At 65.6% G+C, this 13,757-nt stretch carries 14 protein-coding genes; 6 read left to right on the top strand and 8 right to left on the bottom strand.

All coding sequences use genetic code 11. From position 1 onward, the window contains the following. Positions 1–101: 101 nt before the first annotated feature. Both CQ039_RS05105 and lexA read left to right on the top strand, forming a co-directional pair. Positions 102–644, top strand: coding sequence for a hypothetical protein (locus CQ039_RS05105; protein ID WP_105563395.1), 543 nt, complete (start codon positions 102–104; stop codon positions 642–644). Between the two features lie 201 nt (positions 645–845). After that, positions 846–1,538 carry a transcriptional repressor LexA gene (gene lexA / locus CQ039_RS05100; protein WP_105563396.1) on the top strand — a complete coding sequence of 231 codons (693 nt, stop codon included), beginning with the start codon at positions 846–848 and terminating at the stop codon, positions 1,536–1,538. Here the strand turns inward: lexA and CQ039_RS05095 are convergent. Further along, entirely contained in the window at positions 1,519–3,495 is a 1,977-nt protein-coding gene (locus CQ039_RS05095; protein WP_304529186.1) for a ComEC/Rec2 family competence protein, read from the bottom strand. The two genes, lexA and CQ039_RS05095, sit on opposite strands and share 20 nt — an antisense overlap. Positions 3,496–3,691: 196 nt before the next feature. Here CQ039_RS05095 and gltX point away from each other — a divergent pair, with 196 nt between their 5' ends. The 4 genes from gltX (at position 3,692) to CQ039_RS05075 (ending at position 8,330) form a co-directional block, all read left to right on the top strand. After that, a complete protein-coding gene (gene gltX, locus CQ039_RS05090; RefSeq protein ID WP_105563397.1) occupies positions 3,692–5,107 on the top strand; it encodes a glutamate--tRNA ligase in 1,416 nt (471 codons plus the stop codon). A 65-nt stretch (positions 5,108–5,172) separates the two neighbouring features. Beyond that, positions 5,173–6,474, top strand: coding sequence for a citrate synthase (gene gltA / locus CQ039_RS05085; protein ID WP_105563398.1), 1,302 nt, complete (start codon positions 5,173–5,175; stop codon positions 6,472–6,474). A gap of 148 nt (positions 6,475–6,622) precedes the next feature. Next, a complete protein-coding gene (locus tag CQ039_RS16695) occupies positions 6,623–6,796 on the top strand; it encodes a hypothetical protein (protein WP_199183556.1) in 174 nt (57 codons plus the stop codon). A 691-nt stretch (positions 6,797–7,487) separates the two neighbouring features. After that, positions 7,488–8,330 (top strand): trypsin-like serine protease, encoded by an 843-nt coding sequence (locus CQ039_RS05075; protein ID WP_105563400.1) that lies wholly within the window; start codon positions 7,488–7,490, stop codon positions 8,328–8,330. Positions 8,331–8,532: 202 nt separating this feature from the next. Here CQ039_RS05075 and CQ039_RS16965 read toward each other — a convergent pair whose 3' ends face one another. The 7 genes from CQ039_RS16965 to CQ039_RS05040 all read right to left on the bottom strand — a co-directional run bounded on the left by CQ039_RS16965 (position 8,533) and on the right by CQ039_RS05040 (position 13,745). Further along, complete coding sequence (locus tag CQ039_RS16965; protein WP_105563401.1) at positions 8,533–8,793, bottom strand: DUF5076 domain-containing protein; 261 nt, start codon at positions 8,791–8,793, stop codon at positions 8,533–8,535. Positions 8,794–8,887: 94 nt separating this feature from the next. Then, positions 8,888–10,054 (bottom strand): lipid-A-disaccharide synthase, encoded by a 1,167-nt coding sequence (gene lpxB, locus CQ039_RS05065; protein ID WP_105563402.1) that lies wholly within the window; start codon positions 10,052–10,054, stop codon positions 8,888–8,890. Then, the gene (locus CQ039_RS05060) at positions 10,051–10,890 is read right to left on the bottom strand and encodes an LpxI family protein (RefSeq protein WP_105563403.1); all 840 of its coding nucleotides are present in this window, start codon (positions 10,888–10,890) and stop codon (positions 10,051–10,053) included. Before CQ039_RS05060 ends, lpxB begins: the two co-directional genes overlap by 4 nt. Then, complete coding sequence (gene lpxA, locus CQ039_RS05055; protein ID WP_105563404.1) at positions 10,887–11,675, bottom strand: acyl-ACP--UDP-N-acetylglucosamine O-acyltransferase; 789 nt, start codon at positions 11,673–11,675, stop codon at positions 10,887–10,889. Before lpxA ends, CQ039_RS05060 begins: the two co-directional genes overlap by 4 nt. Beyond that, the gene (gene fabZ, locus CQ039_RS05050; RefSeq protein WP_025977361.1) at positions 11,672–12,136 is read right to left on the bottom strand and encodes a 3-hydroxyacyl-ACP dehydratase FabZ; all 465 of its coding nucleotides are present in this window, start codon (positions 12,134–12,136) and stop codon (positions 11,672–11,674) included. Before fabZ ends, lpxA begins: the two co-directional genes overlap by 4 nt. Next, on the bottom strand, positions 12,133–13,152 hold the full coding sequence (gene lpxD, locus CQ039_RS05045; RefSeq protein ID WP_105563405.1) for a UDP-3-O-(3-hydroxymyristoyl)glucosamine N-acyltransferase: 1,020 nt from the start codon (positions 13,150–13,152) through the stop codon (positions 12,133–12,135). Before lpxD ends, fabZ begins: the two co-directional genes overlap by 4 nt. An 8-nt stretch (positions 13,153–13,160) precedes the next feature. Continuing rightward, the gene (locus CQ039_RS05040; RefSeq protein WP_105563406.1) at positions 13,161–13,745 is read right to left on the bottom strand and encodes an OmpH family outer membrane protein; all 585 of its coding nucleotides are present in this window, start codon (positions 13,743–13,745) and stop codon (positions 13,161–13,163) included. Positions 13,746–13,757 lie beyond the last annotated feature (12 nt).

Below are 13,757 nucleotides of genomic sequence, written 5' to 3'. Positions count from 1 at the left end.
TCGAATTGGCCGCCCAGCGCAAAGGAGGCTATCTTCTCCAGTGCGGGCAGTTCGAAGAGTTTAAGGCGAAGCCGCCATAGCCCGCACTGACAGGACCGATCATGTTGGCGACCGCCCTTGCGATCCTCGCACTACAGTCTCAGGCTCAGACCGAGTCTGTCGTCATCAGTCCGAAGTTCAGGGACGGCGTCCACTTCGCCTGTGAGGCCAGATTCGATGTCTACGTGCTGGACACGGCGTATTTCCGAGGTCAACCGGTTGCGGTGTCAGGGAGCTTCACCTTCTACAATTGGCCGGATCAGAGCCGGGTATTCGTCGGAATGAAGCTCGGCGTTCTGGCCGTGGAGAATGGCGGCTGGCGGCCCCCAGCAAACGCATACGTGGTCAACGGCTACCGGACCAACCTGTCGGAGCAGCAGGCGAACATTGAGGCCGAAGATCCGAATTTTCGGCTCTTCGTTTACGACTTCACCGGCGATGAGACGATGAACGCCATGACCCGTTTATCCACCGAAGGCCAGCTTAATGTCGCCTACACGATGGAAGGCGGCTCAATGCCAACCACCTTCCCCGTTATGCTGACGGATGAACAGGCCCGGCAATGGGCTGAGTGCGCCCGTGCGCTCGCGAGCCGCGACCAGTAGCCGTTGACGAAGGCATAACGAGGCCGCGATCAGGCCGCTTGTAAATCGCGCCGGAGAAACGTCCGCTTCCCCCCCTAGTCGACATCCAGAGAGGCTGCTTGGAGCGGCAGCGCCCTCTCAATGCGGCCGAGTTGACATTCAGCAAGAACACTTACAGAACATCCTCAACGGTTCACGCCTTGTTCTGGAAGCCTTGCGCCCATGCTCACCAAGAAGCAGCACGAACTCCTGATGTTCATTCACGAACGGATTCAGGAAACGGGCGTCTCGCCCTCCTTCGACGAGATGAAGGAGGCGCTGGATCTGGCGTCCAAGTCGGGCATCCACCGCCTGATCACGGCGCTGGAGGAACGCGGCTTCATCCGCCGTCTGGCCCACCGCGCCCGCGCCCTGGAAGTGACCAAGCTGCCGGAACAGGCCACGGCGGGCGCGCCGCGCGGCCACGCGGGCTTCAAGCCCGGCGTCATCGAGGGCGGCGGTCGTCCCAAGGCGGCTGAGCCCGCCAACGACACCCGCGAACTGGCCCTGATGGGCAAGATCGCCGCCGGCACCCCCATCGACGCCATCGAGCATGAAACCGCCCGCTATCCGGTGCCGGAAGCCATGCTGGGCGCCGGCGAACACTATCTGCTCGAGATCGAGGGCGACTCGATGATCGAGGCGGGCATCCTCAACGGCGACATGGTCATCATCAAATCGACCGGCGACGCCTCGTCGGGCGAGATCGTGGTGGCCCTGGTTGAGGGCGAGCAGGCCACGCTGAAGCGCCTGCGCAAGAAGGGCGCCTCCATCGCCCTGGAGCCCGCCAACCGCAACTACGAGACCAAGATCTACGGTTCGGATCAGGTCGCGGTTCAGGGCAAGCTGGTCGGCCTTATCCGCCGCTATCACTGAAGTCGGGATCGGCCTGACGGGTCCAGGGCCTGCGCCCGCGCACGTCGGCCGCCCACACCGCCTTCCAGCCCGCTTCCGCGCGCCACAGCTCGACCGAGCCGCCGCGCGCATAGTCCACGCCATCCAGCACCAGCCGCCCGGTGCATGACGCGGGCAGCGACGTCAGTTCGGCCCGACTGCTGACGACCGCCGCCGAACGGCACATCGCCTCCAACTGCTCCACTGACGGCGCCTTCTTGCCCCACCACAGCGCCACCGGCCCCGCCTCGGACACGTCCGGCGTGCAGAAGGACCGCTTGCAGGTCCAGCCTTCCTCCGGCCTTGGCGTCAGTTCCAGCCCTCGACGTCGGGACCACAGGTCCGCCGCGAACTGGCGCTCGCCCGGACGCACCACGACCGCCGCCTCGGCCTGCCGCCAGGCCGCATTGGTCCCCCCATCGCCGATCCACAGATCCGGCGCCGCCGGACGCGGCCAGATCAGAACCGCCGCCGCCAGCGGCAGGCCCAGCCAGCGCAAACGCCCCCGCCACAGGCAGATGAACAGAATGCCGAGGAAAGCGATCGGCAGGGCCGCCGCCGGCGCGCTGGCCACCGTCTGCACCGCGCCTGGCAGGCCCGCCGTCCAGTGACCGATGGCCAGCATCAGATCGACCCCCTTGCCCGCCAGCCACAGGAAGGGCGCGCCCAACCCCAGCGGCTCCAGCGCGGCCCCGAGCGCCAGGGCCGGCATCAGCATGAAATCCGCGACCGGCGCCGTGCCCAGATTGGCGATCAGGCCATAGACGGCGGTGCGGTTGAAATGCTGCATGGCGAACGGCCCCGTCGCCATGCCCGCCACCAGGCTGGCGGTGCAGGCGATCAGCAGCCAGCTCCCCAGCCGCTGCGCCGCCACGATGGGCCAGGGCGCCGAAATCTCCTTGACCCGACGCGGCCAGACCTCGGCCAGCGCCACCAGCGTCGCCGTCGCCGCAAACGACATCTGGAACCCCGGCGTGACGATGGCCTCGGGCTGCAGCAACAACACCGCAAAAGCCGCGACCGCCAGGGCGTGCATGGTCACCGCCTGTCGATCCAGCAGGATGGCGAAAAAGGCGATGGAGGCCGTGATCGCCGACCGCTCGGCCGGCGGCGGCGACCCCGACACCACCAGATAGGTCCCGACCGCGATCAGGCCGGCGACCGCCGCGACCTTCTTGCCCGACACCCTGAGCGCCAGCCACGGCCAGGCCGCCACGCCCAACCGCACGCCGAAGAAGACGAAGCCGCCAACGATGGCCATGTGCAGGCCCGAGATCGACAGGATGTGCGCCAGCCCGGAATCGCGCATGGCGTCCAGATCCTCGCGCCCGATCCAGGCCTCATGCCCGGTGGTCATGGCGGCGGCGATCCCGCCGGTCCGCTCGCCCAGCCTCGCCACGATCCGCTGCGCCAAGGCATAGCGCGCCGCATTGACCTTCATCGCCATCCGCACCCGCCACGGCGGCTCAGGCAGGGCCGTGGGTCGCGTCTGGCCCAGAGCAAACAGCGTCCCGCCCATGCCCTGGAAATAGGCGTTGCGGCCAAAGTCATAGGCCCCTGGACTGGCCGGAGCCGGCGGCGGGTTCAGGATGCCGAACAGCCGCACCGCCTCGCCCGGCGCCGGCGGCTCGCCCCGCACCGTAGCCCGTAGCCGCACCGGCGTCGCCTCTGGCGCCAATCCCCTGATCCGCACCGGCGCCACGACTATTCGCGCGCCCCGCTCGCCGGGACTATCGACATCCATGACCCAGGCCTCGACCACGGTTGGCTCGGCCAGGGACGGCGCAATCGGCCCGCTGACCGCCTCGGTCCGCAGCTTGGCCACCGCCGCCCCGCCGCACAGACAGGCCAGCATCAGCAGGATCAGGGTCCAGCGCCGCGCCAGCCCGAACCGCCGCGCCCCCAGCCAGGCCGCGCCCGCCAGCACCGCCGCGACCATCAGGGGCCACCCGGCCGGTTCGGCCCTCAAAGCGAAATAGGCCGCGCCCCCCCCGCCGAAGAAGACCGGCGCCCACAACCGCCACCGGTCCGTCTGATCCGCGACCTCGGCGCGCAGCCTCTCAATAACCCTTACGGCAAGGCTTCGCTTTGGCGCGCGCGGGCGTATAAGGGCCTCCGCAACGGACCCTTCCTGAATGACCTCCCCCTCCTCGACTGTCGTCACCCGCTTCGCCCCCTCGCCCACAGGCTACCTGCATATCGGCGGGGCGAGAACCGCGTTATTCAACTGGCTATACGCCAAGAGCCGGGGCGGGAAATTCCTGATCCGCGTCGAGGACACGGACCGCGAGCGTTCGACCGACGACGCGGTCAAGGCCATCTTCGACGGCTTGTCCTGGCTGGAGCTGTTCGGCGACGAAGAACCCGTCTTCCAGTTCGCTCGCGCCGACCGCCACCGCGAGGTCGCCGAGCAACTGCTAGCCGCGGGCCATGCCTACCGCGACTTCCTGAGCGCCGATGAGACCAACGCCCTGCGCGACGCCGCCAAGGCCGAGGGCCGCGACTTCGTCTCGCCCTGGCGCGACCGCGAACCGACCGTCGACGATCTGGCCAAGCCCTCCACCATCCGCTTCCGCCGCCCGCTGGATCAGGCTGTCGTCGTCGATGACGCGGTGCAAGGCAGCGTGCGCTGGGAATCCTCGTCCCTGGATGATCTGGTCATCGTCCGCTCGGACGGCGCCCCGACCTACAACCTGGCTGTTGTGGTGGACGACCATGACATGGGCGTGACGCACGTCATTCGCGGCGACGATCACCTGAACAACGCCGCTCGTCAGAGCCTGATCTATGACGCGCTTGGCTGGACCCGTCCGACCTTCGCCCACATTCCGCTGATCCATGGACCGGATGGCGCCAAGCTCAGCAAGCGCCACGGCGCACAAGCGGTGCATGAATACGCCGAGATGGGCTATCTGCCTGAGGCCATGCGCAACTATCTGGCGCGCCTGGGCTGGGCCCACGGTGATCATGAGCTGTTCAGCGACGAACAGGCCATCGAATGGTTCGACCTGCCGGGCATCGGCAAGGCACCTGCCCGCCTCGACTTCGACAAGTTGGCCCACGTCAACGCCCACTGGATCCGTCTGGCCGAGGACGACCGTCTGGCCAAGCTGACGCTGGACGCTCATCTGTCCAAGGGCCGCGCTCTGCAGCCCGATGACGAGGCCCGCCTGATGCGCGCCATGCCCTTCGTCAAGGATCGGGCCAAGACCATTGTGGAACTGGCCTCCCAGACAGAGTTCGTGCTCAAGGCTCGCCCGCTCGCTCTCGACGAGAAAACACGGGGCCTCCTGACCGGCGAAGGCGGCGAAAGAATTTCACGACTCCGTGAACGACTCCGTCTTTTCCAGAGTTGGGACGTTTTCGCCCTCGAAGCCGAGCTTAAGGCATTCGCCGAAGAAGAAGGCGTAGGCTTCGGAAAAATTGGACCTTCCATGCGCGGCACTCTGACCGGCGGGTCCGTGTCGCCGGACATTGCGAGAATTCTTGCCGCCCTGGGACGCGACGAAGGTCTGGGGCGCTTGGATGATGCGCTGCAACAGACTAAGTGAACACCCATAACCATGCAGGCTGGACGCCTCCCCGCGCCCGGCCCGAAGAAAAATAAGGGGCCTAGATGACTGAACAAGCGAAACCCGCCGGCACGGCGACCTTCACCTACGGCGACAAGAACGTCGAACTTCCTGTCCTCGCGGGCTCCACCGGACCGGACGTCATCGACATCCGCAAGCTGTACGGCGCGACCGGCGCCTTCACCTTCGACCCCGGCTTCACCTCGACGGCGGCCTGCGAAAGCGCCCTGACCTTCATCGACGGCGACGAAGGCATCCTGCTGCACCGCGGCTATCCCATCGACCAGCTGGCGTCGAAGTCCAACTTCATCGAAGTCTGCCACCTGCTGCTGCACGGCGAACTGCCGACCGCCGCCCAATACGAGAAGTTCGAAAACAGCATCACCATGCACACCATGTTGCATGCGCAGTTTGATCGCTTCTTCGAAGGTTTCCGCCGCGACGCCCACCCCATGTCGATCATGGTCGGCACCGTCGGCGCCCTGTCGGCCTTCTATCACGACAGCCTGGACATCCACGATCCGGTACAGCGCGACATCTCGGCCATCCGCCTGATCGCCAAGATGCCGACCATCGCGGCCCGCGCCTACAAGTACCACATCGGCCAGCCCTTCATCTCGCCGCGCAACGACCTGTCGTACGCCGAGAACTTCCTGCGCATGTGCTTCGCCGTTCCGGCGGAGGACTATGTGGTCGATCCGGCCCTGGTTCGCGCCATGGACCGCATCTTCACCCTGCACGCCGACCACGAACAGAACGCCTCGACCTCGACCGTCCGTCTGGCCGGTTCGTCGGGCGCCAACCCGTTCGCCTGTATCGCCGCCGGCATCGCCTGCCTGTGGGGCCCGTCGCACGGCGGCGCCAACGAAGAAGCGCTGAACATGCTCAAGGAAATCGGCACGCCGGACCGCATTCCTGAGTTCATTCAGGGCGTTAAGGACAAGAAATACAAGCTGATGGGCTTCGGCCATCGCGTGTACAAGAACTACGATCCGCGCGCCAAGGTCATGCAGCAGTCGGCCTACGAAGTGCTGGCCGCCACGGGCCGCGAGAACGATCCGCTGTTCCAGGTCGCCAAGGAACTGGAGCGCGTCGCCCTGTCGGACGAGTACTTCACCTCGCGCAAGCTGTTCCCGAACGTCGACTTCTACTCGGGCATCACCCTGTCGGCGATGGGCTTCCCGACCACCATGTTCACCGTCCTGTTCGCCCTGGCCCGCACCGTGGGCTGGATCTCGCAGTGGCAGGAAATGATGGCCGACCCCTCGCAGAAGATCGGTCGCCCGCGTCAGCTCTACACCGGCCCGACGCAACGCGACTACGTGCCGATCGAACAGCGCGGCTAAAGCCGTGTCTCGGGCTGCGTCGGGTCGAAAAGGCGAAGCCTTTTGACCGCAGCCCACCAAGAATGAAAAACGCCGGGGCGAAAGCTCCGGCGTTTTTTGTTCGCAGAAGAAGGCCGCTGAAACGGCCCCGCTGTGCTAGGTGTTCGACATGAGCGACCAAAACGACGACACGCCCGCCGCCGAGACCCCGGCCCAGAAGGCGCTGCGCCTGAAACAAGCCGCGCTGAAAGCCCGCTCCGGTCCGCCGCAAAAGGGCGGCCTGAAGCGCGACCAGTCGGTCACGGTGAAGTCCGGCTCCAACAAGCCCTGGATGACACGCTAGGCGGCCGTCTTGGATGTCGCCTCAGGGTGGGAAGCAGACGTTAAACGTGGGATGCGTCAGGCATGATATCGTCGGCACTCATAGCTCTCATGACTGTTTTGCAGGTTGAGGCATCACGCCCTCAGCCGCCAGTTGCTGAGATTTCGGGTCGTGCCACGGCGATCAGCGCGGACACCATAGAGCTCAGGGGAGAACGCATTCGGCTCGCGGGAATCATGGGTCCGGATATCGGTCAAACCTGTGAGCTACAGGGCGCTCCGACACGGTGTGGTGAACAGTCAGCCCAGCAATTGCGCGCTGCAATCGGAGGCGAGTTCGTGTTTTGCGACCACCTCGAAGTGAATGCAGCGGGCGTGAGGGTCGGGCGGTGCTGGTTGGCCATACCAGCGGTCCCGTCCGCGCCGGATCTCAACCTCAACCGGTTCATGGTGCGATCGGGTTGGGATGGACCACGCCCCAAAGCGAATACGCCCCCGATGAGGAATACGCCCGACGAAACCGACTAGGGCTGTGGAGCGATCAGTAGCTGATGGAGAGTTTGGTCGGCTATGGGGCGCGAGCCGAAGTTCGCTTAAAGGTGGATTGCGGAAGTGTAACTTGCAGCCGGAACGACAGCGTCTAGCTTAACCGTGAGAACGGCACTGGTCCGCCTCGTCGCTGGTCTGTTACCATGGCCGATAGAAATCTCGGTATGATGCGATCCCTTCTACTAGGCTTCACGCTTCTTGTTGTCGCCTCCTCCGCAGAGGCCATCGTCATCAGGCATGATGTCGACGACCGCAGGTATCGGATACCTGCGTCCGATTTTCCGGCGCTCGCGGACATGCCGTCCGAAGGTCACGGCGTGCTGATTGCCCCGCGATGGGTGATTACAGCAGCTCACGCAGTCCCTCGAAACGCTACCCTGAAAGACATTGAGATCGGCGGTGTGCCGAGAGAAGTACAAAAGGTCTTCATCCACTCTGGAGCGAAACAGCCGCCGCAGGGGATGATTGATCAGGCCCTTTCCACGGGCGATTGGATCCTTGCGGTCTTTTCCATTGCGTCGTCTAACGATATTGCGCTGATCAAGTTGACGCACGCCGTAACCGACGTTGAGCCAGTTCCTATCTACGATGGCGATGGCGAGGTTGGCAGCGTCGTCAAAATTATCGGGAAGGGTGCGACGGGAACGGGATTATCCGGCCACAGCCCGCAAGGTCCGAACCGGACAGCGCTGCGTCGTGCTTTCAACACCATAACCAGCGCCGATGATCGGTGGATTTGTTACGTCTTCGATGACCCTGCCAAGGCCCTGCCCCTTGAAGGCAAGACGGGCAGCGGCGACAGCGGCGGACCGGCATTAATTGAAGAGGGCGGCGAGTGGAAGTTAGCGGGGCTGGCTTCTTGGGGGTTCATCTTCGGCGACGTCAAGACTACCAACCCGGGGCTCTATGGACAGTTGACCTGCAATGTTCGCATCAGTCGTTACACCGACTGGATCAGGAGTGTGATGGCAGAGCCTTCTGATGCTGCAGGCAGGTCTGCGCGGTGAACAGTTCTGTCAGCCCAGCGCGGTGACAGGACGTCCCAGCTATCACCATCCGAATGGTCGAACCGAGCAAACGGTTTCGGACCTGAAACCCGCCGAAGGTGACCGGACGGTGTGACGATCTACGCAAAGCACACGTCGGGAATGCGGATAACGAAATACCCGCAACGGGTGGGGAGCGGATATCAGGAAATGCGGGTTCAGCTTACCGTTCGGTGGGGTTATCCAGCTCTGCACGAAGCCCTGCTAAGACCCGCTCAAACGCCTCGGTCTCAGACCGCCCGTTAGCCGCATAGGCTCTAGCTGCGTGACGAGCCAAGTCCGCGAGCAAGAGCCCCCAGGCTGCAGGATCATCCCATGTCGGCTGCAATGTGAACTGCTGTGGAGAACCCTCGGCTGCCCAAACCCTGAGAACCTCAACCGCGTTTGGCGCTGCTGCGAGCGAAGGAGTCGAGAGCTCTTTCATCCGCCAACAGTATGGCTGGTCAAGCTAGTGTCCGCAACGGGTCGAAAGCGGACGCGCTTTCAGCAGAGACACGCCGACATTGCTGATTGCACCTTCAGCCCTTCGTCGCCGCAATCACCCGCAGCACCGCATCCGCCGCCAGTTCCGAAGGATCGGGACCGCCACGGCCCATCAGGTCCAGGGCCGCCGTTTGGCGCGCGGCCTGTTCGGCGGCGGCCTGCGGGTCAGCAAGGAGATGACCGACGACTTCGGACAGCTTCTCGGGCGTGGCGTCGTTCTGAATGAACTCGGGGGCGATCCGGTCGTCGGCGGCGATGTTGAACAGGGTGATGTGCTTGGCGGTCACCAGGTTCTTCATCAGTAGGTATGACAGCCCGTCGATCTTGTAGGCGATGACCATGGGCGCGCCGGCCAGGGCCAGCTCGGTCGAGACGGTGCCGCTGGTGGCCAGGGCCACATTGGCCGCCTTCATCGCATCATACTTGTCCGCCTCCTGCACCAGATGAGCGCGGAAGGGCCAGGCGGCGACGCGGCCGGCGACATCGGCGGCGACCGTGCCGGCGGCGACCACGGCGACCTCCAGCGACGGGTTCGCCGCCTTGAGACGCTTCACCGTCGCCTCGAAAACGGGCGTCATGCGGGTGATCTCGCTGGGCCGACTGCCCGGCAGGACCAGCAGCAGGGGCGCTTCGGCGGCGATGCCGCGCGCGGCACGGAACCGAGCGCCATCAGCGCTGGCCATATCGACGTGCAGGGCCTGTGACCCCACAACCGTCGTCGGCAGACCCTCGCGCTCGAACCAGGGCGCGTCGAAACTGTAGAGAGACAGCAGGTGATCGACGCTGGCGGCCAGGGTCTTGGCCCGGCCCGGACGCGAGGCCCAGACCTGCGGCCCCACATACTTGATCAAGGGCACGCCCGGCAGGACCTCGCGCAGGGCCTTGGCCACACGGATGGTGAAGCCCCAACTGTCGATCAGAACGACGGCGTCCGGCCGCTCGGCTTTGGCCAGCGCGACCGTGTCGGCCACCCGACGCTTGACCAGGCCATAGGCCTTCAGCCCCTCGATCCAGCCCAGGATGGACAGTTCGGCGATGTCGAAGGGGCTGACCACGCCCTCGGCCGCCATCTTGGGCCCTCCGACGCCGACGAAGGTGACGTCCGGTCCCAAACGCGCCTTCAAGGCTTGCGCCAGACCGGCGCCCAAGGCGTCGCCGGACGCCTCGGCGGCGACCAGCATGATCTTCAGGGGACGGCTCATCGTTCAACGCCCCAGACAAACAGGCCCAGACGGTTCGCCGCGGCTACCAGTGCCTCATGGTCGATGATGATCAACCGCCCGGCGAAGCCGCCGATACCCGCCAGACCCGCAGCGGCCGCCAGTTCAACGGTCGTTGGGCCGATCACCGGCATGTCCACGCGCAGGTCCTGGATCGGCTTGGGCGCCTTGCCCAGCGCGCCCTTCAGCGCGCCCGGCGCGCCATGCAGGTCGGCGGGCAGCCCCGCCACGCGGCGCAGCATCTCGTCCGTGCCTTCCTGCGCCTCGACCGCCAAAACCAGTCCGTCGCAAACAACCGCGCCCTGGCCAATATCTAGTTCGCCTGATTTTTCAGCAACATGCAGCGCCTTCTTCAGGTCCGCCAGTTGCACCGCCGTCGGCGACACCGCGCCCAGCGCGCCGGGCGCCAGCGCTTCGCCGCCCAGAATATCGTCCGCGCCCTCGACCGCGTAGCCTTCAGCCTCGAACACCGACAGGATCTTGCGCAGCAGGGCGTCATCGCCCTTGGTCGCCGCCGCCACGATGCCGGGCAGCAGGGTCGCACCCTTGAAGTCGGGCTTCAGGTTCTTGAAGTCGGGCCGGTTCACATAGCCGGCCAGACAGACGGCCTCGCAGCCTTCGGCCTTCATCGTCTTCAGGATACGGCCGATCTCGGCCATGCCGAACTCGGCGCCGGGCCAGCGGACCAGATGTTCGTCGGCGAAGCCCGCCAGACGGATGATGAAGACCGCCCGGCCCTCAGCCTCGCACCGCGCCGCGATCCGGGCCGGCAGATCGCCGCCCCCGGCGATCAGGCCCAGCTTGGGCGCCGCCTTCATTCCTTGCCCGGCAGGCAGAGTGGTCGCTTGGCGCCGTCGCGGATGAAGGCGACGATCTCCATGATCTCGGGCAGGTCGGCATAGGTCGCCTCAACCTGGTCCAGACGCTCGGCGAAGACGCCTTCGCCCTCGAACAGGTCGCGGAAGGCAGCCAGCAGGCGACGCACGGCGTCCTTGCCGTAGCCTTTACGCTTCAATCCGATCAGGTTGAGGCCGTGCAGGCTGGCGTGGTTGCCCCAGGCCGAGCCGTAGGGGATGACGTCGCGCGTCACGGCGGCCAGACCGCCGACGATGGCGCCCTGCCCCACGCGGCCGTTCTGGTGCACGGCGCACAGGCCGCCCAGGAAGACCTTGTCGCCGATCTGAGCGTGACCGCCCAGGGTCGCGTTGTTGGCCATGACGACATTGTCGCCGACCACGCAGTCGTGACCCACGTGGGCGCCGGTCATGAACAGACCGTTCGATCCAACGCGCGTCACGCCCGTGCCCTGCGGCGTGCCCCGATTGAAGCTGGCATGTTCACGGATGACGTTGTCCGAGCCGATCTCCAGCCGCACCGGCTCGCCCTTGTAGCCATTGTGCTGCGGGTCGCCGCCGATGACGGCGAAGGGATGGATGACCGTCCGCGCGCCAACGCTGGTGTCCTGCTGGACCACCACATGGCTGACCAGCTTCACGCCCTCGGCCAGGATCACGCCCGGACCGACGATGCACCAGGGGCCGATCACCACGTCCTCGGCGATCTGGGCCGAGGCGTCGATCACGGCGGTCGGGTGGATGGTCACTGGGCAGGCTCCGCCACGGTCACGACCATGGCCATGAACTCGGCCTCGGCGGCCAGCTTGCCGTCGATGAAGGTCTCGCCTCGGAACTTGTAGGCGTCGCCGCGCGCGCGGATCACCTTGACCTCCATGCGCAGTTGGTCGCCCGGGCGGGCCGGTTTGCGGAAGCGCACGCCGTCGATCGACATGAACATGATGACCTTATCGGCCACCGCCACGTCCAGGGATTTGGACATCAGCAGGGCGCCCGTCTGGGCCATGGCTTCGACGATCAGGACGCCCGGCATGACCGGGTCGATCGGGAAGTGACCGGGGAAGAAGGGCTCATTGTGGGTGACGTTCTTGATGCCCACGATGGAGGTCGCCGCCACGAAGTCCTCGGCCTTGTCGACCAGCAGGAAGGGATAGCGGTGCGGCAGGCGACGCATCACCTCGGCGTAATCGATCTTGTTGTCTTCGCTCATTCTTTCGATTCCTTCGCGCCCTTCTTCTGGGACGCCTGTTTGGACAGCCACACCGTCTCGCGCAAGAATTGGCGAAGCGGTTTGGCGGGATAGCCGGACCAGATTTCGCCCGGCGGGATATTGGCCAGAACGCCGCCGCCGGCCGCGACACGCGCGCCCTCGCCGATGGTGATGTGGTCGCCCACGCCCGCCCGGCCGCCGAAGATGCAGTTGTCGCCGCTGGTGACCGAGCCCGAGATGCCGGTGTGAGCCGCCATCAGGTTGTTTCGACCGATGACGCAGTTGTGGCCGATCATGACCAGGTTATCGATCTTGGTGTTCTCACCAATGACCGTGTCGTCATAGGCGCCCCGATCGATGCAAGAATTGGCGCCGATCGTGACGCCGTCCTGCAGGATGACGCGGCCCAGTTGTGGAATATCGACTGGACCGGTTTTCGACCCGGCGGCGCCGAAGCCCGCTTCGCCGATCCGCGCCCCGGCCAACAGCTTCACCCGGTCGCCCAACAGAGCGAAACCGACAGTGACATTCGAGCTGATCAGGCAATCGCGACCGATCTGGACACCTGGCCCGATCACGGTGTTGGCGCCAATGCGGCTGCCGCGACCGATACGGACACCCTCGCCCAGGATGGCGCCCGGCTCGACGACGACCGTGTCATCCTCGGCGGCCTCTGCGACCGTGATGGCGCGCTCCAACCGGACGGGGCGATGCAGCAGGGCCGAAGCCCGCGCCCACGAGGCCTGGGCCTCGCCCGAGACGATGACGGCGACGCCGGCCGGCGCCAGATCGACGGCCGAAGCCGGCACGATCACGCACCCCGCCTGGGTTTCCGCCAAGGCGGCGGCGAATTTGCGATCGCCCATAAACGCAATCGCGCCCCGGTCCGCACTGGACAGGGGCGCAACGGCCGAGATGACGATCTCGCCGCCCCGGACCACCTCCCCGCCGATATGTTCGGCAAGGGCGGCGACCGTCAGGGGCGACAGGGTCTGAAAGAACCTCGGATCGGGCATGGCCCGCCTTACGACTGCGGCTGAGCCGGAACCGGCATGCGGTTGAAGCTAAGCGTCGGCAGGGCCGTGTTCAGGCGCTGGATGACCAGCGGCGTGACGTCCATGGCCGGATTCATGATGAAGACGCTCTCACGGTCGACCAGGATGCCGCAGCCCTTTTCCTGATAGACGGCGACCAGGATCGGCTCGATGGCTTCCGAAATCTTCCGGCGTTGCTCGGCCAGAGTGTAGCGCAGCTCGCCGTCGCGGGTCTGCTCCAGTTGTTGGGCTTCCTGAGCGCGCTGTTGCAGGGCCTGGCGGCGCTGGTTCATCTGCTCAGCCGGGATGGTCGAGGCGCCGGCCTGCAGGGCCTGATACTCGGTCTGCAGTTGAGTGGCGTAAGGGGCGATCTCGCCCTGAACTTCCTGGGCCAGTTGTTCCATGCGCGTCTGCACAGCCTGACCAACGGTCGATTGGGCCAGAGCCTGCTGGTTGAAATAGACGCAGACGCCGGGGATCACCGGGCCAGGGTTGGCCGGGCCTTGGGCTTGGGCCAGAGCCGACGAAGCGGCGAGCGAAGCGATGGCGAAAGCGCCAATGGCAAACAGTTTCATCTTGAACCTTTG

Source organism: Brevundimonas sp. MYb52 (assembly GCF_002979535.1).
Taxonomy (GTDB): Bacteria; Pseudomonadota; Alphaproteobacteria; order Caulobacterales; family Caulobacteraceae; genus Brevundimonas.
This window is presented reverse-complemented; position numbering and strand designations above follow the sequence as displayed.

Bases quoted from the DNA above. Each gene is read 5' to 3' on its own strand.
- CQ039_RS16695 (WP_199183556.1), top strand. From the start codon at position 6,623: ATGAGCGACCAAAACGACGACACGCCCGCCGCCGAGACCCCGGCCCAG.
- CQ039_RS16965 (WP_105563401.1), bottom strand. From the start codon at position 8,793: ATGAAAGAGCTCTCGACTCCTTCGCTCGCAGCAGCGCCAAACGCGGTT.
- CQ039_RS05095 (WP_304529186.1), bottom strand. From the start codon at position 3,495: ATGGTCGCGGCGGTGCTGGCGGGCGCGGCCTGGCTGGGGGCGCGGCGG.
- lpxB (WP_105563402.1), bottom strand. From the start codon at position 10,054: ATGAGCCGTCCCCTGAAGATCATGCTGGTCGCCGCCGAGGCGTCCGGC.
- CQ039_RS05075 (WP_105563400.1), top strand. From the start codon at position 7,488: ATGATGCGATCCCTTCTACTAGGCTTCACGCTTCTTGTTGTCGCCTCC.
- CQ039_RS05105 (WP_105563395.1), top strand. From the start codon at position 102: ATGTTGGCGACCGCCCTTGCGATCCTCGCACTACAGTCTCAGGCTCAG.
- gltX (WP_105563397.1), top strand. From the start codon at position 3,692: ATGACCTCCCCCTCCTCGACTGTCGTCACCCGCTTCGCCCCCTCGCCC.
- fabZ (WP_025977361.1), bottom strand. From the start codon at position 12,136: ATGAGCGAAGACAACAAGATCGATTACGCCGAGGTGATGCGTCGCCTG.
- CQ039_RS05040 (WP_105563406.1), bottom strand. From the start codon at position 13,745: ATGAAACTGTTTGCCATTGGCGCTTTCGCCATCGCTTCGCTCGCCGCT.
- lpxD (WP_105563405.1), bottom strand. From the start codon at position 13,152: ATGCCCGATCCGAGGTTCTTTCAGACCCTGTCGCCCCTGACGGTCGCC.
- gltA (WP_105563398.1), top strand. From the start codon at position 5,173: ATGACTGAACAAGCGAAACCCGCCGGCACGGCGACCTTCACCTACGGC.
- CQ039_RS05060 (WP_105563403.1), bottom strand. From the start codon at position 10,890: ATGAAGGCGGCGCCCAAGCTGGGCCTGATCGCCGGGGGCGGCGATCTG.
- lexA (WP_105563396.1), top strand. From the start codon at position 846: ATGCTCACCAAGAAGCAGCACGAACTCCTGATGTTCATTCACGAACGG.